The sequence below is a fragment of the Bifidobacterium sp. B4081 genome, from assembly GCF_026537335.1.
Lineage (GTDB): Bacteria > Actinomycetota > Actinomycetes > Actinomycetales > Bifidobacteriaceae > Bombiscardovia.
On the sequence record NZ_JAFNMM010000006.1, the window covers coordinates 34,961 to 58,986 of the forward strand.

Sequence of the window (24,026 nt, forward strand, 5' to 3'; positions counted from 1 at the left end):
ATTCCCCGGTCGCGCAAGCAGTTGCCATGCGGTTGTCAGGGTTTGAGGGTGCGCATAGAGCAAAGTAGATACAGAGACCGCAGCAAGGCCCCGCCATGTATGTAGTGGCGGGACCTTGCTTGTTTGTGGCCTGGTGATGTGGTTGGCACTTCGGGTCAGTGCTCGTGTCGGACGTTCGTCCTTCCACCTTGTCCACTTTGCATTTCAACCCGCTGACGTTTTGCGGCCAAGCCACTGATTGCGGCCAGCGATCCAGCCAAGATGGTGATCAGGATGCCTGTTTCTCCTGTCAAGGGCAGGACGCCATAGTGGATGAAACGGAAGGCATTGGTCTCATCCTCGGGTTGTGGAGCCCCATTGAGCGTCCAAGTGATGCTGACAGTCGTGTCGCCGGCCTGGTGGTTTGGCGTCAGCACGGTCCATGCGCCGTCCTCCTGCCCCGTGAAGCTTGGACTGGTTCCTCTGGTGTTTCCGAATTTCACTGTGGATGGGATACCGAGTCTGAAGGGGAAGAGTGCGTCGACAGGGGAATAGGCTGTCTGCGTTGCATTGTTGCCCAAGCGTCCTTGGCCGTTGTCTCCCCAGCCCAAGGTGCTGCCGCTGGAGGCTATAGCCAGAGTGTGGTCAGTGCCAGCACTGACCTTGACGAAGTGGTCGATGCCTGATGGATTGCCCATCTTGGTTGGCTTGTTCAGGCTGCCTGTATTTCCGGTCCCCAGCATGCCTGATGAGTTTTGACCCCAGCCCCAGATGTTTCCGTTCTGGTCCAGAGCCAGTGAATTGCCGCTAGCTCTGCTGGCTGTCAACTGAGTGAACATGCTGACGTTTGTAGGCATGGCTACCAGGGACGGAGCAGTCCTTATGTTGGTGTCGCTCAGGCCGAGCTCTCCATTGCTGTTTCCGCCCCAGGACCATAGGCGTCCCAGCTCATCGAGGGCGAAGGAGTGGCCTGTGCTTGCCAATATTTGCACAGGCTTGAAGCCGCCTGTCGGGTTGGTGTCTGGCTTGGCCTGGACAGGTATGGAGGTGAAACCATTGAGTGTTACATCGCTCGTGTTGCCGAGGACACCGTTCTGGTTCGATCCCCAGCCCCAGGCATGGCCTTGGGTGTCAGTCGCCAGGGAATGTGAACCGCCCGCACTGACCTGTGCATAGCGGAATCCCGTCGTTTCGCCTTGCGGAGTTGCAACCTGGACGGGTCTGGTGGCGATTCCTGTCGTCGCTACAGTGCTAGAAGGAACGCCTAGTTTGCCGAACTCATTGGATCCCCAGCCCCAGGCTCTGCCCTGCTCGTCTACGGCGAGGACATGAGTGATTCCCGCGCTGATACCAATGAGACTGAAGTTTGTTGCCGTCATCCCGCTTGGGGCTTGCACGCGAATCGGGCTCGAGCTGTATGCAGCTGAGCCATTGGTAGCAACGGCATTGTTGCCCAGCTGTCCGGAGCTGTTGAGTCCCCATGCCCAGACGTGGCCCTGTCCATCCAGAGCCAATGAGAAGGCTCTTCCCGCACTGACCTGTGTGAATCGGATTACGCCTGTCGGTTTGGGAATCTGAACCGGCGTCAAGCGGTCCGTTGTGGTCCCATCGCCCAGCTGTCCGTATTTATTGGCCCCCCAAGAATAGACGTTTCCATCCGATCCGAGAGCCAATGAATGATCGTCGCCGGCACTGACTTGGCTGAACCTAATGCCCCGTGCTGCAGGTGGTATCAGGATCACCTTGGTCTGACCGCTGTCGGGACCCTGCTTGGGAGAGGTGGTCCATTGCCCGGCGCCTGCCGTCCAGTGGGCTGTCAGTTTCGTGGGACCCTTGACGGGGGAAGAAAAGTCGTAGGCCGCATCGCCGTTGAACCAGCCGTCGAATAGGAAGCCCGGTCGGGTCGGGTCTTGATCTGGTCTGGGAACCGTTTGGTCCTCGATGACCGACTGACTGGTGGTCTGGCTGCCGTCAGCCTTATCGAAAGAGACGACATATCTGGGCGGGTCATAGGTGTAATTCAGGATTTCATCGAACTGCTGGCCATAGAGATTCCAGGTAATGGTCGCATCTACTCGCCCCTTCCTATGAGCTGGGGTCATCACCTGCCAGTTCGTACCTGCTTTTTTGATATCGTTGACCAGTGTTTGGTCGAATTTGACCGCAGTAACATCTGGCGAAAGCGGGAAAGCAGCCAAGCTTGGTGTCAGCCTCATCGCCTGCTTATTATCCGTACCTATAGGAACGTCTGGATCACCTAACTGTCCGCCGTTGTTCCATCCCCAGGTGTACAGGTTTCCATCTGATCCTAATGCAGATGATTCTTCCCATCCTGCATTGATCTGAGCCCAAGTGAATTTCTGGGCAGTTGTAGATGTTGGTTGATTGACAATGTGTGGTCTATTGATGTATGAACCGTCGGTGCTTATATCTTTGATACCTAGTTGGCCGTGATCGTTTCGTCCCCAGGAATAGAGATTGCCGTCCGAGCCAATGGCTAGGACGTGAGAGTCTCTTATCATGACTCGTATCCAGGTAAACCCTGACGGTGCTCCGTTGGGTGGAGATATTAAAGTGGGTGTTTTTCTATCTTCTGCATTGCTGCCATCTCCTAGCCGTCCGTATCCGTTCCATCCCCAAGCGTAAAGATCTCCATTCGTGCTGATTGCGAAACAAGATGTATCTCCCGCGTTGAACTGGGAGAAGGTAACGCCGGCGGGTTGGTGGACCTGAACAGGAGTAGATCGCGGAATATCGGTCCCATCTCCTAGCCGTCCGTATCCGTTCCATCCCCAAGCGTACAAGTTGTTATCTGAGCCTAGGGCAAAAGAGTTATACCGTCCAGCACTTAACTGAGTGAAAGTGACTCCTGCTGGCCTGCTGACAAGTACAGGTTTGCTGCTATACGCATCGGAATTATCGGTGCCAGTAGGGACGCTGGTGTTGCCGAGCTGGCTGTACTCGTTCCATCCCCAGGCATAGAGATTGTGATCTGAGCCTAATGCCAGGGTGTGATCCCATCGGGTGCTTACTTGGGTTCAGGTAAATCCATTTGAGACACCGGCAGGCTTCGGAACCTGGATAGGAGCCGACCGGTTTGTGGTAGTTCCATCGCCAAGTTGTCCACGGGTATTGTTCCCCCAAGCATAGAGGTTACCGTCAGAACCTATAGCGAAAGAGGAATGGTCGCCAGCGGCAATGGTAGTGAAAGTGAATTGGGCTGACGTATTGGCCGGCTTGTTTATTTTCACTGGTGTTTGTCGCAGAGTGTTGGTGCTGTCGCCCAATTGTCCTGAACTATTATCACCCCAGGCGTAGAGGTTTTCATCCGACCCAAGAGCCAAGGAATGGGTTGCTCCTGATGTGATTTGAGAGAATTTGATGCCACGGATTGCTGGGGGAGTCAGTGTCACTGCAGTATTTCCCGATGCAGCTCCGTGCGCAGGTGCCAGAGACCAATGGCCATCGCCGGCTGTCCATTTTGCAGTCAGCTTCAGGTTGCTGGTGACGGGCTGGTTGAAGTCGTAGGCTACCTGGCCCGTAAACCAGCCGTCGAAGAGGCATCCGTGCTTGGTGGGATCTGTCGGTCGTTTCGCCAGACCTCCCGAAGGGATAATTTGTGCGACAGGGGCTTCTGTGTCAGCTTGGACCGTGTCAAAGGTGACCGAACATTGACTATTGGGGCAGGAGCTTATCGACCGAGTGGAAAGAGCGGGGCTTGCTGAGTCTAGTGAAGTGGGGGAGGGCAAAGCCGGAGAGGGTGTTAGTTGAATAGAGGAATCCAGCTTTTGAGTTATAGGTGGTGTGGAAATATTAGAGGGAATTTGAGTAGAGCCAGGTATACTTGGAGTCCCCCCCCCCCCCCGTCCCTGGATTTTTCATGCTTTGCGATGCTATTGGGGATGCGGTGGCATCTGCCTGTGCTAGGTCAATCCACGAAAGGTTTGCCAATATAAACCCTGATCCGATAATAGCTATAAGAGAAGTAATGCAGCATGCGCGATTCTTATATAACAATTGCATACGGTCCTTTTCAAAAGCAACAGCGCATACAACATTGCAACTGCATCTCCGACTCAATCCGCACGGCCAACGTGTATGTCGCTCAATTATGATTAGTTTATCACAGCTCTGGAATACCGAGGTTTCAGTGATGGCCTTCTCTCGCTTGACGATCGGATTATCAGCAGGTAATTGGAACAGGTCGTGTCTCAGGCAAAAAAGAACTTCCGGTAAGCCGAACTAGCCTACCGGAAGTTCCTGGTTGAGTTGTATGAAAACGAATCAGTACCAGTTGGATGACTGGGAATGAGCCCATGCGCCACAGGGTGTCCCATAGCGGCCCTGGATATAGTCCAGTCCCCAGACGATCTGAGTGTGGGCGTCTGTCTGCCAGTTGGGGCCGGCCGAGGCCATCTTGCTGCCGGGCAACGCTTGTGGAATGCCATAGGCGCCTGAGGGGTTGGCGGCATTGGTCCGCCAACCGGACTCCTTGTTCCACAGCTGCACCAGGCAGGTGAACTGGTCTTCGCCCCAGCCGCGGGAGGCGACCACATCGTGGGCGATGCTCTGGGCTTCGCCTACAGGCGTCGTGGTGGTAGTCGAGCCGGACTGTGCAGGGGTTCCGCCACCAGTGCCCACCAGGATTACCTTATCGACGGGGACGGTCTTAACGAAGGATGCGAAGATATTGCTGGCCAGATGTTTGCTGCCGGCTTCGGTGACCAGGCTGGTGGTCTCCATGACGCCATTCTGCCCCTCAGTCTTGACCTTGGTGGTGCCTGCCGGCAGGGAGTCGGTCTTTTCTTCGATGGTGTTGAAGGGGATGGGCGACTCGTCAGTTTTGACTTGGGCGTTGGCCCGGTCGATGCGGATGATGGTCTTCTCGTTGATGCGAGTGGTCAGCGACGGGGCGATCTGGTCTCCCGGCTGCAGGGTAATGTCCCCGGCTTCCAGCACGGATTTGACATCGGTGAAGCCGTTGCCCAGCACCACCTTGTTCTTCCCGTTGATCTGCACATTCACGTAGGATGTACCGGAGTTGGCACCGCCCGCACCATTGCGGATGGCCTGCCTAGTGCTGCTGCGGGACACCGTGCCAAGATCCTGGGTGGCGGAATAGGATGTTACGCCGGACTTGGCCGAGTTCTCAGTGGATGCGTAGAAGTCGCGCGAGGCGAAACCCGCGCCAATGACCATACCGAGAACAGTAACACCGGCGGCTAGACGCAGCCACTGACGCTTGGTCAGAGCCTTGACCGCACTCATCCGTCCTCTACGGTGGTTCGCCATTACTCTCCTCTGTTGGACCGACAGATCCTCAGTGATCAGTCGATTTAATGCTTCTTATCGACCGCATGCTTCCGGTAAGACCGAAATGGTCACTGGACAAATACATCTCTATTTTAGTACAAACCTGCCTTGGAGCCAACTCGACCGGCTCAGGGCTGCGCAGGGGTTGACAAATCGGCCTTACGTGCCTGGTTGATCAGGTCGTCCAGATCCGAAGACCTGAGCGCGCCGGCCTGCTTGAAGATGATCTGCCCCTGCTTGGTGATCATCAGCGTGGGCACCGCCTGGATGTCGGCCGCCGCGGCCAAATCCCGATTCTGGTCGATATCCACTTTACCGAAGACGATGTCGGTGTTGGCCTGCGAAGCCTTCTCGAAAATGGGGCCAAAGGCCTTGCAGGGCCCGCACCAGGTGGCCCAGAAGTCAATCAGCACCAGGTCGTTGTCCTTGATGGTCTGCTCGAAGTTTTCCGAAGTGATAGTCGTGGTGGTCATAATGACGCTCCTTGAAGTCGCTTGACTGTCGCGCGGGAAGCTCCCGTGTTTAGCAACCGCTTTCAACCATCAGCATTTCATCAAGGCTGGAGAAAGCGCCCGAATATGCTCTGGGTGGAGATGTCCGTCGGGGTCCCGTGGGCGGTCAAGCCTGGTGCGGATAATGGAACCATGCCAGTGCTGAACGACGAGATTCCCGATGATGACGACTTCGATGCCGATCGCGACCGTGGCGCCTTCTCGCACATCACTCCAGAGGACTTCAACCGGGGTTTTTCGGGTTCGAATCCTCCCGGATGGCTGGACCGTGATGCCATTGACCGTGCGCGGCGATGCCTACCCATGCCCTATGTGGAGGTAGTGCCGGTTCGCGTGGATGAAATGAGCGCTGTCACCCAAGTGGGCACTCTTCTGCGCGTGGATGATCAGGGCAACATTGAACGCACCCTGATCACCGGACGGATCCTCTACCATGAAACCATCAGGGAGGCTCTGGCCAGAAACATCGCCAAGGATCTGGGCCAGCTGGCCCTGCCTATGCTGCCTGCCAGCCCACAGCCCTTCACCGTGGCTGAGTTCTTCCCCACACCGGGGGTCTCGGAGTACTACGACCCCCGCCAGCATGCCATCGCTCTGTGTTATCTGGTGCCGGTGGCCGGGGACTGCAAGCCCCAGGACGAGACCCTGGATGTGGAGTGGATCGATCCCAAGGCGGATATGCTGGAGTCCTTCATGAGCCAGATGCCTGGTGGGCACGGCAAGGTGCTGATGAGCGCCCTGACCTGGGCTGGTGCACTATGAGCCGTGAAACCTTGGAGGCGGGCATGAACATCGTCAATACCGTATATCGACAAGGGGAGGGGCTGCCCTTGGTGCTGGTCCATGCTTTCCCTGTGGACCACCGCATGTGGAATCGGTGTGCGGCCTTGCTGATTGACCAGGCGGATCGTGCTGGTATGGCCCCCTTTCCTGTCTTTGCGCCAGATATGCCCGGAGCAGGCGATTGCCCCCTGCCTGAGCCGGCGTCCTGCGGCCCGGCAGACTCTGATGGCGCCCTGCCTAGTGCTCTGGATGCCATGGCTCGAGCCTTTGTGGATATGGTCGCCGCCACGGGGGCGCAGAAGGCCATCTGGGTCGGACTTTCCATGGGAGGCTACCTGGTCGAAGCCATAGCCAGACTTTATCCACAGATGGCGGCCGGGCTGGCCCTGTGCGACACCACCATGATGGCTGACCGTCCAGTCTCCCGGGCCAACCGGCTGCGGATCGCCCAAACTTGTGAGGTGGAGGGGACGCTGGATCCGGTCATGCACTTCGCCAGGCCTCAGGAGGGCGATTCCAAGGTCAAGCGTTCGTCTGCTTTCGTGCAGACCATGACCGAATGGATACAGTCCCAGGATCCTCGCGGCATCGCCTGGCGAGAGCGGATGGCTGCAGGCCGCCCGGATCAGAGCGATCTTGTCGGCCGCATCAGGGTGCCCGTGGCTCTGGTCAGCGGTCGCTGCGATCCATCCAGCCCCCCACGTGCCATGGAGCCTCTGGCCCAGGCCATGCTTCAGGCAGGAACCGACGTTACTTTTACCGCTATCGACGACTGTGGCCACTTCAGCGCCGTCGAGCATCCGCATCAGGTGGCCGTTGCCCTGTTGGATCTGGTTCGTCGCGTGGGGAGGCTCTCATGAGCAATCCTAAAACGGTCTTCTCCCCGTTGGCACTCACCGAGCCCCTGCCCTTCCTGCCCCTGGCACAGGGGGATGTGGACTACGACACGGCATCGCGGCCGCAGCCCGGTCTGCTTGACCACCTGCTGGACCAGGACGGCACGGGGGTCATCCTGGTGAGGGGCGAGAAGGTGGCCGTGCCCAGGGGGGAGGGAGCCTTGTCTGGCCGCACCGGAGCCAGCATCCGTCTGGCCACACTGCCCGCTGCATACTTGCGGGGTCCTCTAGCAAGCTCGACAGACCAGTTCGAGCCGCCCTGCTACTACCTGGGGAAGGCCGACCAGCAGGCCTGGCTGGCCCTGGATCTGGATCTAGCCTGTGCCGGTCGGGTCGTCCATGACCCTCTTCGTGACCTGGTTCAGGCTGCGGATCAGCGCTTCGACTGGCTTGGCCTGCGCGAGTATGCCCCTCATGGACATCCGCGTCAGGTGGGCCTGGCAATCTGCGCAGTCGCTCTGTCCGTATGGCATGGACTCCAGGTCTTCTGTCCCCACTGTGGCGCACCGGTTCATCCCTGCCAGGCTGGATGGGCTCAGATCTGCCAGGGGAATGTGTCGGGGGACAGACACACGCTCTTTCCCCGCATCGAGCCCGCAGTGATCATGACCGTGGTGGACGGCCATGATCGGCTTCTGCTCCAGCACAACCGGAAGTGGGTTCCTGGCTTTCGTTCGGTCACTGCTGGATTCGTTGAGGCTGGAGAGAATCTGGAGCATGCAGGCCGGCGTGAGGCTCTGGAAGAGGTGGGCCTGAATTTGGGGGAGATGCGTTACCTGGGCTCTCAGCCCTGGCCTTTCCCCTCCTCCCTGATGGTGGCCTTCAAGGCCAGATCCCTGAATACGAATATCCGGGTGGATGGTCAGGAGACCGAGGATGCCGGCTGGTTCACACGGGAGGAATTCAGCAATGCTCTGGCCTCGGGCCGGTTGCACATACCCCAGGCGGCCAGTGTTGCCAGACATATGATTGAACAATGGTATGGCAGCGAGCTCTGACCTGTTTGGGAAGGCCCGTGCCTTTGGGTTTGGTTCTGTCGTAAAATATTTTGTGGAAATGTAAGTAGCGAAAGGTGCGTTATGGCCATGGAGGGGCAAGAAGAGCCTCGTATTCCGGATGTCGACCAGACTGAAACTGTGACCATGCCGCCCGCGATCGGTAACGGGCCCGACCCAGTGGACCTGTTCGCCGACGAACAAGCAGAGCGGGCTTTCGGCGCAGGTGCCAGCGACAAGACTCCTTCGAGTGGTCATCGAGGACGCACTATCCTGGCCATGTCGCTTCTGGCTGTGCTGATTCTGGTAGGCTGCTGGTTCGGCGTTCGTGCTTTCTTCCGTGATCGGGTGGCCCCCGGCGTCACCTTAGGCGGAAAGGTCATGATGGGCCGGACCAGCGACCAAGTCCGGCGGATCGTCGATCAGCAGGTGCGCGACTCCCAGGTGGAGCTCAAAGGCAATGGCGCCTCTGCGCGGGCTGGGTTGAAGGATTTGGGCGTGAGCGTGGATCAGGATGCCACAGTCACAAGAGTCATGACAGCCAAGGGCCCTGCAGGCCTCTCCCGGCTCAACCCCTTCTATAGCGAGGCGGTGCCGCTGGTGGCAGAACGGGATCAACTGGCCATGAATAAGTATTTGACTGAACGTTTCATCCCCAGTCAAGATCGCTCTGTTCCTTCCACCATCGTCTTTGATTCCGGTGCTCATGCTTTTAGAGCCCAGGAGGGACGTGGCGGCAAGGGGGCTGAACTGGGCCGTGTGCAGAGTGCTGTCTCCTCCTTGATAGACAAGCCAGGCAGGCAGCTGGCTGTTGGGCTGGTCTACAAGGATGTGGGCATGCCCATCAGCCTGGACACCGCCAATCAGGTGGCATCTCAAGCCAACCAACGGCTGGCCAAGGATCTGGTCATCAAGGGAGCTGATGACGATGTCATGACTGTTCCGGCCGCCACTGTAGCCACCTGGGTCAAGCCGGTGACAGACCTCAGCAAGGGAACCATGGAGCTGGGCTTCGATCGGCAGGCCATCCAGCAGTATCTGGATCAGGAGCTAGCTCGGCATCTGGATCGGGATATGGTCACCGCCGTCAATGTCAAGAACACCAAGGGCGATGTAGTGGCTGAGACCACCAAGGGCGTAGACGGGGTCCGTGTTACGAATGTGCCCGCCACAGCTGATCTGGTCGTCAAGGCCCTGGTCCAGGGCGACGTGAACCCGATCCAGGCGAGCGCTGAGGTCACGCCTCACAAGGAGCAGACTCGGGTGGCCCGCTATGACGTGCCTGACGGCGACATCTGGATCCGAGTCAACCTGAGCGATCAGACAGCCACCGCCTACCATGGGACCACCGAGGTTAAGGCCTTCCCTATCTGTTCGGGCAAGCCCTATGACGGGGACTGGTCAGATACAGGCACTTTCTTCATCAATGTGCGCTATACCGTTCAGACCATGCGCGGCCCCGGCTACGTGTCGCCCAATGTCAGATGGGTCTCCTACTACAATGGCAGCGAGGGCTTCCATACGGCCGATTGGAACTACGGAGGCATTGCCAAGGGCGACCCCACTCACTACGGATCACACGGCTGCATCAACATGTATGAGCAGGATGCCAAATGGATCTACGACAACGCACCGGTCGGGACCATGGTCAAGGTGGAGGGACAGGTTCCGCCAGGTCCGGCCCGATAGGTGCAACTGTCGCGGCAGACGGCCGAGTAGGCTGGAACCATGAGCGATGAACACAGTGATGGAACTTCCCGTCTGGATGTGCCCGACCATCTGCAGTATTCCCAGGATCACGTCTGGATCGACCCTAGCCAGTCCCCGGCGCCCATGGGTGTGACCGAGTATGCGGCGGATCAGCTGGGAGAACTGGTTTTTCTGGACCTGCCCGAGACCGGCACCCACGTCGATGCCGGTGATGAGGTCATCGAGCTGGAGTCCTCCAAGGCTGTTGAGCCGGTGGTCTGCCCGGTGGCGGGCACCATCGCCTACGTCAACAGGGCGGCCTCGGACGATCCGGAGGTCATCAACTCCGACCCCTATGGGGAAGGCTGGATAGCCAAGATCGATCTGGAGGACGATGAGCCCGATCTGATGAGCGCCGAGGAGTACGGTCAGCTGCTGAAGAGCCTGAACTGACGGTCCGGTGATGACCAGGCGATCCGGCCGCAATGAAGGGCCTCTGCGGGTCCGATCGGTCAGCACTACCTTCGATTCGGCCGCGCCCGGTGAGGGCATCGAGAGCAGACCAGCCCCGGTGCGTCTGCTGCGTCGCCTGATTACTGGCGCTTTCGACCTCTGGGTGGGGCTGTCCATCAATATGACCGGCCGCCTGGGCTGGTCGCCCGACGTTCAACCCTATGTGGGCTACGGCACCGAATCATATTCCCGGCTGATCTGCCGCACCATTCTGACTGACGGCCGCAGACGCGGGGATCCGGCCATTCGGGGCATCCGTGGCCTGCTGACCGTACCTGCGCCCAGGACCAGGGTCAGTCTGGCCATCGACAGCACTGCCATCGGGAGGGTCCAGGTGGGTGACTCCTCGGTCTACGATGCTGTCGATCCCGCCCGCAGCCTGAGCGCGGATGCGGTCTTCTCGGACAGATCGGGCTATCTGGATCTGGTGGCCGAGCATGGTCTGGTCCCAGGCGTGCACCGTGTCTCCTACCAGGTACGGGGCCGCCGGCCCATCGATGCGCCGCTCTATATCGTGCCCGGTCAGACTCCTGTCGGCGTCATATCCGACGTGGACGACACCATCATGATCAGCCAGGTGCCGAATCATTGGAAGGCTGCCTGGAACCTGCTCCTTTCGAATCCGCACCGCCGGTCCTCGGTGCCGGGCATGGCTGTGCTCTACAACCGCATCCGCGATCTGGACCCCCGGATGCCTTTCTTCTACCTGTCGGCCTCGCCCTGGAATGTGGAGGGATCCATACGCGGATTCATCCGCGATCATGGCTTTCCTGCCGGGCCTCTGCTGCTACGGGATCTGGATCCCAGGCCCAAGACCTTCGTGCCTTCCATCGTGCAGCACAAGATGGAGTTCATCCGCCAGCTCATGGCCGACTTTCCCAAGATGCGCTTCGTGCTCATGGGCGACGACGGCCAGAGCGATCCCTCCACCTTCGCTCAGGTGGTACGGCAGTATCCGGGCCGGGTCCTGGCCATCGGCATCCGTCAGTTGAGCCCCCAGGAGACCGGGCTGGGAACCTTGGTCAAGCGCACTGCCACACAGCCGGTGCCCGTGACGGAGGTGCCTGTCTTCTACGGGACCACGGGCGCCAATCTGATGCGGACCCTGCTGCCTTATCTGCGTCGCCGCGCCCGAATATAATCGCCCCATGAGTTTTTCGGCCGTCAACCCCGCCCCTCCTCGTGCGGAACGCCGTCCTGCTGATCGATGCTTTCATGGGGATCACTTCGAGGATCCCTACGAGTGGATGCGCAACCTGAAGGATCCTGCCACCAAGGCCTACGTGCGCGACCAGAATCGCTACTGCCAGGAACGGCTTGCCGGCCAGAAGGGTTTGCGGGCCACCCTGCTCAAGGAGTTCACCGACCGGGTGCAGCAGACCGACATGTCGGTGCCCACTCGGATGCATGGTTACTGGTACTTCTCCCGGACGCTCAAGGGCCAGGAGTATGGGGTGCAGTGCCGCCTGCCGGTGCGCGACCAGCATGACTGGGACCCTCCTGCTGTCCAGGCCGATGCAGCACCTGGATCCATGCCTGGCGAGGAGGTCATCTTCGACGCCAATGCCGAGGCCAAGGGGCATGACTTTTTCTCTCTGGGATGTCTGGACCTGAGCGCCGATGGCCGTTGGATGCTCTATGGACTGGACACCAGGGGCAATGAGCGCTACGACCTGCGCATTCGTGATCTATGTCAAGGCCGAGACCTGCTTGATCGAATCGACCAGGTCTCCTCAGGGGCAGTGCTGACCCCCGACGGCCACTGGGTCTTCTACACCGGCCTGGACAAGGCCTGGCGTCCGGACACGGTTTGGCGGCATAAGGTGGGCACTTCGGCCGATCAGGATGTCATGGTCTACCAGGAGGATGATGAGCGCTTCTGGGTGGGGCTGGGCCTGAGTTACGACGAATCCGCCATGCTGATTGCCACTGGGTCCAAGACCACCAGCGAGGTGCTCATGCTGGACCTGAAGGATCCGCAGGGCGAATTTGTGCCCCTGATCCCCCGCAAGGAGGGAATCGAGTACGACATCAGCCTGGCCCGGTTCGAAAATGCCGGTCCCGCGGGGGAGGACCTGCCGGTGGCTGTGGTCTATCACAATGTGAACAACCCCAACTTTGAGGTGGATCTTATCGATCTGCGCAGCCATCGTCCGCCATTTCGGCTGGGAGAAGGGGTGCGGCTGGCCCAGGGCAGCCCCTATGGCTGCGAGCGCTCCGGAGACCTAGCCTCCCTGCCGCCAGAGAAGCCCTATCGGGATCCAAGCAATCCGACCATCCTCCAAGGCGCTCGCGGGCTAGCCATCGAGGGGCTGGGCATCCACCGCAGCTTCGTGGTCCTGACCTACCGGGCCGACAGCATGCCCCACATAGCCGTTATCACCAAGGACCAGGCGCTGGAGGATCTGCGGGCGGGCCGACCCTGGCGCTTCCGCGAGGTCCTGCCCGACCAGGCCAGGGACGGCATCGACCGTCTCTACAGCATAGGCTCCACGGACAATCCCTCCTACCAGGCTCCTGGGCTGCGCTACATCCGGGGCAGCTATGGGACCCCCGCCGAGCTGCGGGAGCTGGATCCGGTCCGGGGCGTGGATCGCTTGCTCAAGCGGGCCAGGGTGCTGGGCGACTTCCGGCCAGAGCGCTACGCCGAGCGTCGAATTCTGGTCCGTGTCAGGGATGGGGCCCTGGTGCCGGTCTCCCTGGTCTGGCGGCGAGGCATGCATCCGGCGCTGGATGCCTGCGGGAGGACTGGTCTTGATGACACGGTCATTCAGGTCCCCAACCATCCCGAGCGCCGTCCCTGGCCGGACCAGGATCAGGACAAGCCTGCTCCCATGTTCATCACCGGGTATGGAGCCTACGAGATCAGCCAGGACCCTGGTTTTTCCACAGGCAGGCTCAGCCTGCTTGACAGAGGCGTGCTCTACGCCGTCCCCCATGTGCGTGGCGGCGGGGAGATGGGCCGCGCTTGGTACGAGCAGGGCCGTCGGCTGCACAAGGTCAATACCTTCCTGGACTTCATCGACGTGACCGCCGCACTGCAGGCTCAGGGCTGGGCGGATCCCCGTCATACCGTGGCCAACGGCGGGTCGGCCGGTGGGCTGTTGATGGGGGCCGTGGCCAATATGGCTCCCCAGCTCTATGCCGGCATCGAGGCGGATGTGCCCTTCGTGGACGCGCTGACCAGCATTCTGGACCCGGATCTGCCGCTGACCGTGACTGAATGGGACGAGTGGGGAGACCCTCTGCATGACCAGCAGGTCTACCGGTATATGCGCTCCTACTCGCCCTACGAGAACGTTCCTGACGCCGATAGCAGGCTCCGGCTCTTCGACAGCGACCATTTCCCTGCAATCCTGGCGACCACATCCATGAACGACACCCGTGTGCTCTACGTGGAGCCGCTCAAGTGGGTTGCCAGGTTGCAGGAGCCGCAGGTGGGGGCCGATGCGCTGATTAGGATCGAGGTCCAGGCAGGCCACGGGGGCATCAGCGGACGCTACCGGCAGTGGGAGGAACTGGCCTTCGAGAATGCCTGGTGCCTGTCCATCATGGTCCCCGAAAGCCGCTGATTCTAGTCTGTCCGGGATTCGGTCGGGGTCGTGAAAGGGGCTTGGCTGGCTCGTTATGCTCGCAGTATGACAAATAGCAAGCAGAAAACATATAACATTGCGGTCATTGCCGGTGACGGCATCGGCAAGGAGATCGTTCCCCAGGCTCAGGCTGTGCTGGAGAAGGTGACCCGGGGCAAGGCTGATATCCGCTATGAGGACTTCGACCTGGGTGCTGAGCGATACCTGCGTGATGGAGCCATTCTGCCCGATGAGGATCTGGACCGGCTCAAGCGGCAGGATGCCATCCTCCTGGGGGCCATCGGCGACCCCCGCATCAAGGCCGGCATCCTGGAGCGGGGGCTGCTGCTCAAAATGCGTTTCGAACTGGACCAGTATGTCAATCTTCGGCCTTCCAAGCTCTACAAGGGCGTGGTGTCACCCCTGGCCAATCCGGGTGACATCGACTTCGTGGTCGTGCGGGAGGGCACCGAGGGGCTCTACGCCGGGGCCGGCGGCTCCATTCGCCGGGGCACTCCCCAGGAGGTGGCCACCGAGGTCTCCATCAACACTGCTTACGGGGCGGAACGGGTCATCCGCTACGCCTTCCAGCTGGCCATGAAGCGTCGCCGCCGCCTGACCCTGGTCCACAAGAAGAACGTACTGACCAATGCGGGAGACATGTGGCAGCGGCTGGTCGACCAGGTGGGTCAGGAGTACCCCGACGTGGAGCGCGAGTACCTGCACATCGATGCCTCCACCATATTCCTGGTGACCGAGCCCAGCCGTTTCGACGTGATCGTGACCGACAACCTCTTCGGCGACATCCTCACGGACGAGGCGGGGGCTGTGGTGGGAGGCGTGGGCTACTCGGCCTCCGGCTGCATCAACGCCTCGGGCACCTACCCATCCATGTTCGAACCCATCCACGGGTCCGCCCCTGACATCGCCGGCAAGGGGATCGCCAACCCCACGGCTGCCATTCTCTCGGCCGGGATGCTCCTGGATCATCTGGGCTTTGAGGACGAGGCGGCCGGCATCGAACGGGCCGTGGAGGACGACATCGAACGCTCCGGCTCCACCCAGCGGAGCACGGAGCAGATCGGCAGAGATATCCTAAGCCGGCTGTGATCGGGCCGGATGGCGGCTAGACTGGAGGGCATGACTATGGATGATGCCCCCCAGCCGGATGACCGGCAGTCCAGCGATATGCCGACAGGGAATCCCGGCTTCGGTCCCTCCCCGTCCCCGCAGGTTTCGCCCGAGCAACAGGAGCCCGCCGGGGGAGATACCGCTGCCAAATCTGCGCAGCCGGGCCAGTCAGGTCCAGATGCAGTCGACGGGCAGCAACAGGCTTCGGGCTATCCCGCTGGCCATGATTTTGGCGGAGGGAATCAGAGTCCGTATCAGACCGGTCAGTATCCCACGAGTCAGTATCCCCATGGTGGGTATCCGACAGGTCAGAGGGCCAATGCCGGATACCCATTTGCCCCTCAGAACGGCGGCCAATATCCTGGGGCGTATCAGCCAGGGCCCTATCAGCCCAGTCAGTATCCGACCGCCGGGTATCCAGCTGGTCAACAATATCCAACCGGTCTGCAATATCCTGGTGGCCAGTATCCGCCAAGGCCCTATCAGCCGGGACAGGGCTATCCCGACCAGTACCCGTCTGGCCAGTACTCACCGAGCGGGTATCCGGGCAATCAATACCCAGCAGGCCAGTATCCAGGCAATCAATATCCTGGCCGGCAGTATCCCCCGCAGGCTCCTATGCCTTGGCCCTATCCGGGCATGCCCCAGGGCGGGTATCCAGGGGCTATGCCCACCGGCAGGAGTCCCTATCCAATATCACCCACTCCGCATACTAAGTTGGCGGCAGGTCTGCTCAGCATCTTTCTGGGCTGCTTCGGCGTGGGCAACTTCTACCTGGGCAGAACCGGCCGGGGTGTGGCTCAGCTCATGCTCACCCTGATCGGCTTCCTCTTCTTCTTCATTGGGCCGACCATTGCCATAATCTGGGGGCTGATCGAAGGCATCCTGATTCTGACATCTTCAACCGGCTCCTTCTGGCATCGTGACGCTCGCGGATGGGAGTTGACGGATTGAATCCGGCCCCTCTGCACGGTGTCGGCAAGCAGATGTGCGGTAAACTTGCGGGCGTAACCCTGACCTTGGGCCGGGGGGCAGACTCCCGTCCAGTCATCACTTCCTGCAGGATTGACGGCGACTTCTTTACGGAGCCGGCTCCTACCGCCTCCCGTGAACCCGAGGATGATCATGGGCCGGTATCCCGGCTGGAATCCGCAATTTGCCGTATCCCGCTGCCCTTGGATCCTGGTCTGGCTCTGAAGCGACTGGGCAGGATCATGGCAGAAGGGGATGGCCAACGGGTTGTCGGCGTGTCCCCATGGACCCTAGTGACTGCACTGGAGCGCGCCCTGCCGTCTGGGCTGGTCATCCACAGGCACGAGGAGCCCGACCAGGCGTCTTTTCAACAGTCGCAGCCGGACGAGGTCGAATGCCGCCGCCGTTGGTCTGGCCTGAAGCTGGACCTGATCAGGGACCGTCCACGTCAGTCGGCCATGCAGATGGCCATGGATCAGGCTCTCAATGATGTCGTGGCCCAGGGCCAGCTGCCACCCACCCTGCGCATCTGGAACTGGGCGGCGCCAGCGGTGATCCTGGGACGCTTCCAGTCCCTGAGCCGGGAGGTCCACGTGGAGCGGGCGCGCAGTCTGGGCTTTACCCTGGTTCGCCGCTGTACCGGCGGTGGCACCATGGTCATCCAGCCCGACCGGGCCATCACCTATTCCCTCTATCTGCCCCTGGACTTCGTCAAGGGGACCGACCTGATCGACTCCTACCGGATCTGCGACTATTGGCTGGTTCGTGGTCTGCGCATGCAAGGGATTCAGGCGGGCTGGCAGGGTATGAATGACATCGCCTCCCCGCGGGGCAAGATGGGGGGCGCCGCCCAACGCAGATTGCCGCCAGGCTCCCGTGGGCCGGGCGGACTGCTCCACCACACTACCCTTTCCTACTCAGTGGATGCCGATCTGATGGCCCAGGTGCTCAACGTGGATCCGGCGAAATTCCACGACAAGGCCGTGACCTCGGTCAAAAGCCGGGTGGATCCCATCGACAGGCAGACCAGTCTGACCCGTCAATCTCTGATCGATGCCCTTCTGGACACCCTGCCCTCCCTGGTGTCGGATCTTCGCATATCAAGTCCTGCGCCCGAGGTTGAGCAACGGGCCCGCACCCTGGCCCGGCAGCGCTACGGCCGTGGGGAGTGGACCGCCCAGATCGCATGACAGGCGAGGGGGTTGATGTGTGTGGGTATAATCGTGCTCAGTCGCGTCGAACCCGGCGTGAGGTCATCAACCATGCGTGAGTCGGTGCAGACCCGCCAAATATGGCGAAAAGGAGTGCGGAGTATGGCGGTTCACAAGCCCAACGAGATTCCCGATGACGGGAACGCCCTCAGGCAGACCGCCCTATTCAAACAAGTTCCCAGGCAGGATGCCGACCAGCTTTTGGACACCATGCACGAGTCCACTTACGCCAAGGGGTCCACGATCTTTCGACAGGGTGACACAGACCACCGCATGTATCTGCTGGAGGAGGGCCGGGTCAAGCTGGTCCGGCAGTCGCCCGACCGCCGCATCCAGCTGCTCAGCATCCACGGGCGCGGGGAGATCCTGGGCGAGATTCCCGTCTTTGACCCTTCAGGCGGGCCTCGTACCGCATCGGCCGTGGTCATGGTCAACAAGACCAAGGTGGCTGCCCTGGACCATGACGCCCTCTTTGACTGGCTCAACCAGCATCCCAAGGTGGCCGTGGACATGCTTCAGGTGCTGGCCCACCGCCTGCGGACCGACAACGAGCGCATCTCCGACCTGGTCTTCCTGGACGTGCCGGCCCGCTTGGCCAAGACCCTGCTGGATCTGGCCACACGCTTCGGCGAACCCTTCGAGCAGGGGTTGATGGTTCCTTATGACCTGACTCAGGAGGAGCTGGCCCAGCTGGTAGGTGCCTCGCGCGAGACTGTCAACAAAGCCCTGATGGACTTCTCCAACCGGGGATGGATCTCTCGCAAGGGCCGCACCATCATCATTTTCCAGCCAGGACCGCTGATTCGACGCTCACGCATGTGAACGCCGCTGTCAGGTAGAGCCAACGGCCTAGGATGGAGACCATGCCCGAACAAAAGAAATCCATGTCGGTCAGGCGCTTTTTCACGCTGTTGCTGGCTTACCTCATCTTCTGCGTCGCAGGTGGCGTGGTCGTCTCTGGTTTTCTGTTCCCCGCAGTCTTCGGCATCAACGCCGTCTCCAAGAATCTGATGCCTGCTCTGAAGACGGAGAACATCGACTTCAACGTCAACGATCTGCCCCAGCAGTCCCGCCTTTACGCCTCCGACGGGCATACCGTCATCGCCACCTTCTACGCGCAAAACCGGATTGTGGTACCCATCAAGGATGTCTCCGACTACATGCAGAAGGCCGTGGTGGCCCGTGAGGACCGTCGTTTCTTCGAGCATGCGGGCGTGGATACCCAGGGCGTGCTCAGGGCCTTCATCCAGACCTACATCAAGCAGGGTGACACCCAGGGCGGTTCCTCCCTGACCCAGCAGTACGTCAAAAACGTGCTCATGAACCAGGCCGAGGAAAACAACGACCCCATCGCCGAGTATCACGCCCAGGAGGAGACCATAGCCCGCAAGATGCGGGAGATGCTGATAGCGGTGCAGATGGAGAAGAAGTACTCCAAGGCCGAGATTCTTCAAGGGTACTTGAATATCGCCCAGTTCGGAACCAACGTCTACGGGGTTGAGTCGGCGGCCAGGCGCTATTTCAGCAAGTCGGCCAAGGAGCTGGATCCGGGCGAGTCGGCCACCATCGCCGCCGTGACCAAGAATCCCGCACGTTTCGACCCAACCGTCAATATCAAGGCCGCTCAGGAGCAGCGGAACATCGTCCTGGATCTGATGAGGCAGGAGAACTACATCAGTCAGCGCCAGTATGAGGAGAACAAGGCCAAGCCGCTGGATCAGATGCTGCATGTGCAGTCTGCGGACGCCGGCTGCCAGGCGGCCGGGGACGCGGCCTTCTTCTGCGACTACGTGACCAAGCAGATCCTCAACTCCAAGGAGTTCGGCAAGAGCCAGGAGGATCGCAACAAACTCCTCAAGGAGGGCGGCCTGGACATCTACACCACCATGGACGTCAATGCCAACGCCGCAGCCATGAAGGCGGCCCGGGACACCATCCCCGTGGATGATCCGACCGGCTTCGAAGTGACGATGGCGGCCATTCGTCCGGGCACCGGCGAGGTTTTGGGCTTCGGGATCAACCGCATTTACGACGCCACCCAGAACTCCGGCGGTGGCACCCGCACGGCCATCAACTATGCAGTGGACCAGCAGGATGGCGGCGGCTGGGGTTTCCCCGTGGGTTCCACCTGGAAACCCATCAATCTGGTGGCCTGGATGAAGGCCGGCAAGTCCATCAACCAGCCCCTGCGCACCTCTACCAGCTATCCGCAGACCGCCTTCGCCTGTAAGACGGCTGACGGTACCTCCTACGGATTCGGCACTGGCAGCTGGCACGTTGAGAACTCGGGCGGCGGCACCACTTCGCCTGAGAGCCCCCTGCAGGGCCTGATTCGCTCGCACAACACCACCCAGGCCTCCATGGCCCAGCAGATTGGTCTGTGCAGCATAGCGGATACAGCCAAGGACATGGGCTACCACAATTCGCCCAAGGACCAGATGGACATCCACTCAGACAACAGCTTCCAGCCGCCCATGACCATCGGATCGGTCCAGGCCTCCCCGCTGACCATGGCCAACGTCTACGCCACCATCGCCGCCAAGGGCGTGGCCTGCAGCCCTATTGCCATGACCAAGGTGATCGATAAGAACAAGCGGTCCATCAAGGTGCCCAAGGCCAACTGCCATCAGGCCATCGACCCGGGCATCGCCGAGACCACCGCCTATGCCCTCAACCAGGGCGTGGTCCAGCCCGGAGGCGAGGCGGCCGTGACCCAGCTGGACGGGGGCCGCAAGACCTTCGCCAAGACGGGCACCCATGAGGACAAGTACATGCTGACCGGCGGGTTCGTGCCCCAGGTGGCCTCCTTCGTCACTGTGGGCAATGCCGAGGGTCAGGTCTCCTTCAATGGCAAGGTCATCAACGGACGGTCCATGGGCACTTGGTACGGCATGTACATCGCCACCCCGGCATGGAAGGAGTTCATGAACACCTACCTGGCCGCTGCCAACATTCAGCCTGATAATTCCTACGGCAACCCCGACGCTCGCTTTACCGGCGGGGTCCAGCCTCAGCAGTCGGCTCCGATGCAGCAGCGTCAGATGACCCGTGGTGTAGGCGTGCAGGAGCCGGAGAGCGAGGAGCTCACTTCGGAAGCGACTCAGAGCGTGCAAGCGGCTGACTAGTACCTGGCCTGATCCGCTTGATGGGTTCCGGCTGGGACCCGAGCGAGGCTGTGCTTACAATGGAGACCATTAGGGATTCGTCGACGGGCGGGACCACGAGGGGTACGGCCGTCCGCCGGGAGAGGCAGGAATAGATGGTCCAGGAATATTCAGAGCTGGATGACAAGGCCCCTCGGGCCGACGGCCGGGTTCATGAGGATCAGGTGATGCCGGGGCCGGTGAGCGGCTCCGGCAGGTTGGATGTTTCCAAACCGATCTGGCCCTTTGAGCCGGATGCCGGCGACGGCAAGAAGAAGACTGGCAAGGCTGCCAAGGGGATCAAATCGTCCAAGAAGGACAAGAAGGCCAAAAGAGTCAAAAAGGCCAGGAAATCAAAATCAGGAAAAAGGCGGGAGACGGCCCTGCCTGCGCTCTTCCAGCCCATGGAACTGCGCGACCAGCACATCCGCAATAGGATCTGGATGCCGCCCATGGACACCTATTCGTCCCTGCGGCATGACGGGGTTCCTACCAACTTCCACTATCAGCACTATGTATCCAGGGCCCTGGGCGGCTTCGGGGTCGTCATCGGGGAGGCCACGGCTGTAAATCCCCAGGGGCGGATCTCTCCCTGCGACGTGGGGCTATGGGATGACGAGCAGACCAGGGCCTGGCAGGGCATCGTCCGGGATGTCAAGGCCGCTGGAGCCGTCCCCATCGTCCAACTCAACCATTCGGGGCGCAAGGGCTCCTCCGGGTGCTCCTCCATGGGCTATATCAACGCCACCGTACCCGTGGCCGAAGGAGGATGGCAGCCCGTGGGTCCCAGCCCCATCGCCTTCGGGAGGATGGCGGTCCCGGTTCAGCTCTCGCGGGCGCAGATAGCCTCCATTGTGGCTGACTTCCGTTCAGCTGCCGTGCGAGCCGTTCAAGTCGGCTTCCTGGGAGTGGAGCTGCACGCCGCCCACGGCTACCTGCTCTCACAATTCCTGGATCCCCTGATCAACCGACGCAGCGACGAGTACGGGGGTGACCTGTCCGGCAGAATGCGCCTGCTGATCCAGGTGACCGATGCGGTGCGCGAGGTCATTCCCTCGGGCATGCCCCTGCTGGTGCGCATGTCCGCCACCGACTGGGCCACTGGCGGATGGGGTCTGGACGAGACCATCCGCACCGCCAAGGTGCTCAAGCTGCACGGGGTGGATCTGATTGACGTTTCCACCGGGGGTCTGGTGCCAGGCGTGAAGATCCCAGCCGCTCCCAACTACCAGGTGCCCTTCTCCTACCAGGTGCGCAGTCAGGTGCTGATTCCCACCACAGCGGTGGGGCTGATCACCAAGCCCAGGCAGGCTGACCGGATCGTACGCAAGGGTCTGGCCGATGCGGTCGAGATCGGTCGAGCCAGTCTGCGCGACCCCTACTGGCCGCTCAGGGCTGCCTACAAACTGGGGCTGTCCGCTCAGCAGGCCCCCTACCCTGAGCCTTACCGGCGCGGGGCCTACGGCATCGCACGCTGAGAGCGGCCATGGACGCTGTTCGTGGTGGAGCAGGGACCGTTGTGGTCATGCCTACCTATCAAGAGGCTGACAACATTGGGGTGACCCTTCCACAGCTGCTGGCCTGCTGTCCGGAAGTCGATGTCCTGGTCGTCGACGACAACTCGCCGGACGGCACCGGTGCCAAGGCCGAGGACATGGCCAAGCGCGACCCTCGCGTGCACGTCATCCATCGGCATGACCGCCGCGGGTTGGGTCCTGCCTACGTGCAGGGTTTCCGCTGGGCTTTGGGGCATGGCTATGGCCTGATCTGCGAGATGGACATGGATGGCTCCCATCGACCCCAGGATCTGGCTAGGATGCTGGCGGTGGCCCGAGGTGAGGCGCATCCGGATCTGGTCATCGGCTCGCGCCGGGTGCGCGGAGGCCGCACTCAACATTGGCCCTGGTATCGGGACCTGATCTCGCGTATGGGATCCTGGTATGCGCGCACCGCCCTGGGATCCTCAGTGCGTGACATGACCGCCGGGCTGCGGGTCTATCGAGCGGATGTGCTCAGGCGCATCGATCTGGGAAAGGTTCGCTCCAGCGGCTACGTCTTTCAGGTGGATATGCTGCGTCGGGTCCAGGCCATGGGTCTGAGCGTCGTCGAAGTGCCTATAGTCTTCGTGGAGCGGGTTCGCGGCAGCTCGAAGATGGATGCCGGGATCGTACTGGAGGCCATGGTCCAGGTGACCCTGTGGGGACTTGAACGGTTGACCCATCGAAACTGACATTGCATCGCCATCGTGTTCGCTTTCTCCGGCGACTCCTCAGGCCCTTGTAGGCGACTTGAAGACAGGTTGCGCTTGGGTTGACGGATTGCTGCAATAACCTCGGCAGGCTTCTGGCATATGGAAGAATGGTCCGGGTAACGAAGAAACATCGATTGCTCGTCCCTGTTTTTGGACCGCGACCACAGTCCAATGGTCGGCTTGCCAATTTGGGCGAATGTGTGCGATAATGTTCGAATGATATCGTCACAACGCCAACACCTGATATTGAACCGGTTGCGTACTCGTGGCGCAGTCCGTATCACCGCCCTCTCCAAGGAGTTGGGCGTTTCCGCCATGACCATCCGTCGGGACATTGCCGACCTGGCGGACAAGGGCCTGCTCAAGAGGGTCCACGGAGGGGCCGTCACTACCAGCTCGCTGCTGGCTGAGCCGCTCTTCTCGGTCAAGTCGCAGATGGACATGGGCCTCAAGGACACCATCGCCCGTCACGCCATCGACTATGTCTCCCCGGGCGACGTCATCGCCATCGGCGGCGGAACCACGGCCTATGTCTTCGCCCAGCACCTCCTGGAGAGCCGTCAGTGTGCCGGCGTGACCCTGCTGACCAATTCCATCCCCGTGGCCGAGCTGGTTCAGGCCATGGAGAGCAAGGACGTCGAGGTCATCGTCACCGGCGGCGTCATCACCCGGTCCAACTCCCTGGTAGGCCCCATTGCGGATAAGGTCATTGCCTCCCTGCGGGTCAACACGGTCTTTCTGGGGACTCACTCGGTCTCCATCCCACGCGGCTTCCTGATGCCCAATTCCCTGGAGGCGGCCACCGATATGGCGCTGATGGACATCGCCGACCGGACCATCATCCTGACCGACCATACCAAGTGGAGCTGCACCTCCCTGTCCCTGTTCGCCTCCTTCGACCAGGTAGACACCGTCATCACCGACGACCAGCTGGACCAGGAGTCGGCCGAGGCCACCCGGTCCCTGGTCAAGCGGCTGGCGTTGGTGCCGGTAAACCCCGAGGAAGGCCAGGCTCAACCCACCGATGGGTCTGAGGATCAGGTTCAATGAGCGGCCGGTCACACTG

Annotated in this window: 19 protein-coding genes and 1 pseudogene; 15 read left to right on the top strand and 5 right to left on the bottom strand. The window is 60.8% G+C overall.

Going from position 1 to position 24,026, the window contains the following annotated elements; genetic code table 11:
- Positions 1 to 155 precede the first annotated feature (155 nt).
- The 5 genes and pseudogenes from J3T92_RS08715 to trxA all read right to left on the bottom strand — a co-directional run bounded on the left by J3T92_RS08715 (position 156) and on the right by trxA (position 5,765).
- Complete coding sequence (locus tag J3T92_RS08715) at positions 156 to 2,501, bottom strand: InlB B-repeat-containing protein (protein ID WP_267401114.1); 2,346 nt, start codon at positions 2,499 to 2,501, stop codon at positions 156 to 158.
- Positions 2,493 to 2,993 (bottom strand): annotated as a pseudogene (locus J3T92_RS09545) (RCC1 domain-containing protein); the annotation flags it as partial. The pseudogene J3T92_RS09545 and the gene J3T92_RS08715, both read right to left, overlap by 9 nt.
- A gap of 24 nt (positions 2,994 to 3,017) precedes the next feature.
- Positions 3,018 to 3,728 carry an InlB B-repeat-containing protein gene (locus tag J3T92_RS09550; protein ID WP_416378880.1) on the bottom strand — a complete coding sequence of 237 codons (711 nt, stop codon included), beginning with the start codon at positions 3,726 to 3,728 and terminating at the stop codon, positions 3,018 to 3,020.
- Positions 3,729 to 4,263: 535 nt separating this feature from the next.
- A complete protein-coding gene (locus J3T92_RS08720) occupies positions 4,264 to 5,247 on the bottom strand; it encodes a G5 domain-containing protein (protein WP_324123865.1) in 984 nt (327 codons plus the stop codon).
- A gap of 173 nt (positions 5,248 to 5,420) precedes the next feature.
- Positions 5,421 to 5,765, bottom strand: a complete 345-nt coding sequence (gene trxA, locus J3T92_RS08725; protein WP_267401117.1) for a thioredoxin — start codon at positions 5,763 to 5,765, stop codon at positions 5,421 to 5,423.
- A gap of 171 nt (positions 5,766 to 5,936) precedes the next feature.
- On the opposite strand from trxA, the gene J3T92_RS08730 reads away from it, so the two are divergent.
- From J3T92_RS08730 to J3T92_RS08800, 15 genes are all read left to right on the top strand, one after another.
- On the top strand, positions 5,937 to 6,566 hold the full coding sequence (locus J3T92_RS08730; protein WP_267401119.1) for an NUDIX hydrolase family protein: 630 nt from the start codon (positions 5,937 to 5,939) through the stop codon (positions 6,564 to 6,566).
- A 23-nt stretch (positions 6,567 to 6,589) separates the two neighbouring features.
- Positions 6,590 to 7,447 carry an alpha/beta fold hydrolase gene (locus J3T92_RS08735; RefSeq protein ID WP_267401200.1) on the top strand — a complete coding sequence of 286 codons (858 nt, stop codon included), beginning with the start codon at positions 6,590 to 6,592 and terminating at the stop codon, positions 7,445 to 7,447.
- The gene (gene nudC, locus J3T92_RS08740; RefSeq protein WP_267401120.1) at positions 7,444 to 8,481 is read left to right on the top strand and encodes an NAD(+) diphosphatase; all 1,038 of its coding nucleotides are present in this window, start codon (positions 7,444 to 7,446) and stop codon (positions 8,479 to 8,481) included. The genes J3T92_RS08735 and nudC overlap by 4 nt, the downstream gene beginning before the upstream one ends.
- Before the next feature lie 87 nt (positions 8,482 to 8,568).
- Complete coding sequence (locus J3T92_RS08745; protein ID WP_267401121.1) at positions 8,569 to 10,167, top strand: L,D-transpeptidase family protein; 1,599 nt, start codon at positions 8,569 to 8,571, stop codon at positions 10,165 to 10,167.
- A 39-nt stretch (positions 10,168 to 10,206) separates the two neighbouring features.
- Positions 10,207 to 10,620: a glycine cleavage system protein GcvH gene (gcvH, locus tag J3T92_RS08750; protein ID WP_267401122.1), complete on the top strand. Its 414-nt coding sequence runs from the start codon at positions 10,207 to 10,209 to the stop codon at positions 10,618 to 10,620.
- A gap of 10 nt (positions 10,621 to 10,630) precedes the next feature.
- Positions 10,631 to 11,821: an App1 family protein gene (locus J3T92_RS08755; RefSeq protein ID WP_220236912.1), complete on the top strand. Its 1,191-nt coding sequence runs from the start codon at positions 10,631 to 10,633 to the stop codon at positions 11,819 to 11,821.
- Between the two features lie 7 nt (positions 11,822 to 11,828).
- Positions 11,829 to 14,252 carry a S9 family peptidase gene (locus J3T92_RS08760; protein WP_267401125.1) on the top strand — a complete coding sequence of 808 codons (2,424 nt, stop codon included), beginning with the start codon at positions 11,829 to 11,831 and terminating at the stop codon, positions 14,250 to 14,252.
- 66 nt (positions 14,253 to 14,318) lie between these two features.
- Positions 14,319 to 15,362: a 3-isopropylmalate dehydrogenase gene (locus J3T92_RS08765; RefSeq protein WP_267401127.1), complete on the top strand. Its 1,044-nt coding sequence runs from the start codon at positions 14,319 to 14,321 to the stop codon at positions 15,360 to 15,362.
- A gap of 30 nt (positions 15,363 to 15,392) precedes the next feature.
- Positions 15,393 to 16,337, top strand: coding sequence for a TM2 domain-containing protein (locus tag J3T92_RS08770; RefSeq protein ID WP_267401128.1), 945 nt, complete (start codon positions 15,393 to 15,395; stop codon positions 16,335 to 16,337).
- Complete coding sequence (locus J3T92_RS08775) at positions 16,319 to 17,545, top strand: lipoate--protein ligase family protein (protein WP_267401129.1); 1,227 nt, start codon at positions 16,319 to 16,321, stop codon at positions 17,543 to 17,545. The genes J3T92_RS08770 and J3T92_RS08775 overlap by 19 nt, the downstream gene beginning before the upstream one ends.
- Before the next feature lie 123 nt (positions 17,546 to 17,668).
- A complete protein-coding gene (locus J3T92_RS08780; RefSeq protein WP_220236916.1) occupies positions 17,669 to 18,388 on the top strand; it encodes a Crp/Fnr family transcriptional regulator in 720 nt (239 codons plus the stop codon).
- 41 nt (positions 18,389 to 18,429) lie between these two features.
- A complete protein-coding gene (locus tag J3T92_RS08785) occupies positions 18,430 to 20,691 on the top strand; it encodes a transglycosylase domain-containing protein (RefSeq protein ID WP_229132540.1) in 2,262 nt (753 codons plus the stop codon).
- A gap of 134 nt (positions 20,692 to 20,825) precedes the next feature.
- Complete coding sequence (locus tag J3T92_RS08790; RefSeq protein WP_267401131.1) at positions 20,826 to 22,187, top strand: NADH:flavin oxidoreductase/NADH oxidase; 1,362 nt, start codon at positions 20,826 to 20,828, stop codon at positions 22,185 to 22,187.
- A gap of 47 nt (positions 22,188 to 22,234) precedes the next feature.
- Entirely contained in the window at positions 22,235 to 22,939 is a 705-nt protein-coding gene (locus J3T92_RS08795; protein ID WP_267401132.1) for a polyprenol monophosphomannose synthase, read from the top strand.
- A 219-nt stretch (positions 22,940 to 23,158) separates the two neighbouring features.
- On the top strand, positions 23,159 to 24,010 hold the full coding sequence (locus tag J3T92_RS08800; RefSeq protein ID WP_267401133.1) for a DeoR/GlpR family DNA-binding transcription regulator: 852 nt from the start codon (positions 23,159 to 23,161) through the stop codon (positions 24,008 to 24,010).
- The last annotated feature ends 16 nt before the right edge of the window (positions 24,011 to 24,026 follow it).

What these genes read in the sequence shown, in the direction of transcription:
- J3T92_RS08715 (WP_267401114.1), bottom strand. Translation starts at nt 2,501, where the DNA reads ATGATAAGAGACTCTCACGTCCTAGCCATTGGCTCGGACGGCAATCTC.
- J3T92_RS08720 (WP_324123865.1), bottom strand. Translation starts at nt 5,247, where the DNA reads ATGAGTGCGGTCAAGGCTCTGACCAAGCGTCAGTGGCTGCGTCTAGCC.
- trxA (WP_267401117.1), bottom strand. Translation starts at nt 5,765, where the DNA reads ATGACCACCACGACTATCACTTCGGAAAACTTCGAGCAGACCATCAAG.
- J3T92_RS08730 (WP_267401119.1), top strand. Translation starts at nt 5,937, where the DNA reads ATGCCAGTGCTGAACGACGAGATTCCCGATGATGACGACTTCGATGCC.
- J3T92_RS08735 (WP_267401200.1), top strand. Translation starts at nt 6,590, where the DNA reads ATGAACATCGTCAATACCGTATATCGACAAGGGGAGGGGCTGCCCTTG.
- nudC (WP_267401120.1), top strand. Translation starts at nt 7,444, where the DNA reads ATGAGCAATCCTAAAACGGTCTTCTCCCCGTTGGCACTCACCGAGCCC.
- J3T92_RS08745 (WP_267401121.1), top strand. Translation starts at nt 8,569, where the DNA reads ATGGAGGGGCAAGAAGAGCCTCGTATTCCGGATGTCGACCAGACTGAA.
- gcvH (WP_267401122.1), top strand. Translation starts at nt 10,207, where the DNA reads ATGAGCGATGAACACAGTGATGGAACTTCCCGTCTGGATGTGCCCGAC.
- J3T92_RS08755 (WP_220236912.1), top strand. Translation starts at nt 10,631, where the DNA reads ATGACCAGGCGATCCGGCCGCAATGAAGGGCCTCTGCGGGTCCGATCG.
- J3T92_RS08760 (WP_267401125.1), top strand. Translation starts at nt 11,829, where the DNA reads ATGAGTTTTTCGGCCGTCAACCCCGCCCCTCCTCGTGCGGAACGCCGT.
- J3T92_RS08765 (WP_267401127.1), top strand. Translation starts at nt 14,319, where the DNA reads ATGACAAATAGCAAGCAGAAAACATATAACATTGCGGTCATTGCCGGT.
- J3T92_RS08770 (WP_267401128.1), top strand. Translation starts at nt 15,393, where the DNA reads ATGACTATGGATGATGCCCCCCAGCCGGATGACCGGCAGTCCAGCGAT.
- J3T92_RS08775 (WP_267401129.1), top strand. Translation starts at nt 16,319, where the DNA reads ATGGGAGTTGACGGATTGAATCCGGCCCCTCTGCACGGTGTCGGCAAG.
- J3T92_RS08780 (WP_220236916.1), top strand. Translation starts at nt 17,669, where the DNA reads ATGGCGGTTCACAAGCCCAACGAGATTCCCGATGACGGGAACGCCCTC.
- J3T92_RS08785 (WP_229132540.1), top strand. Translation starts at nt 18,430, where the DNA reads ATGCCCGAACAAAAGAAATCCATGTCGGTCAGGCGCTTTTTCACGCTG.
- J3T92_RS08790 (WP_267401131.1), top strand. Translation starts at nt 20,826, where the DNA reads ATGGTCCAGGAATATTCAGAGCTGGATGACAAGGCCCCTCGGGCCGAC.
- J3T92_RS08795 (WP_267401132.1), top strand. Translation starts at nt 22,235, where the DNA reads ATGCCTACCTATCAAGAGGCTGACAACATTGGGGTGACCCTTCCACAG.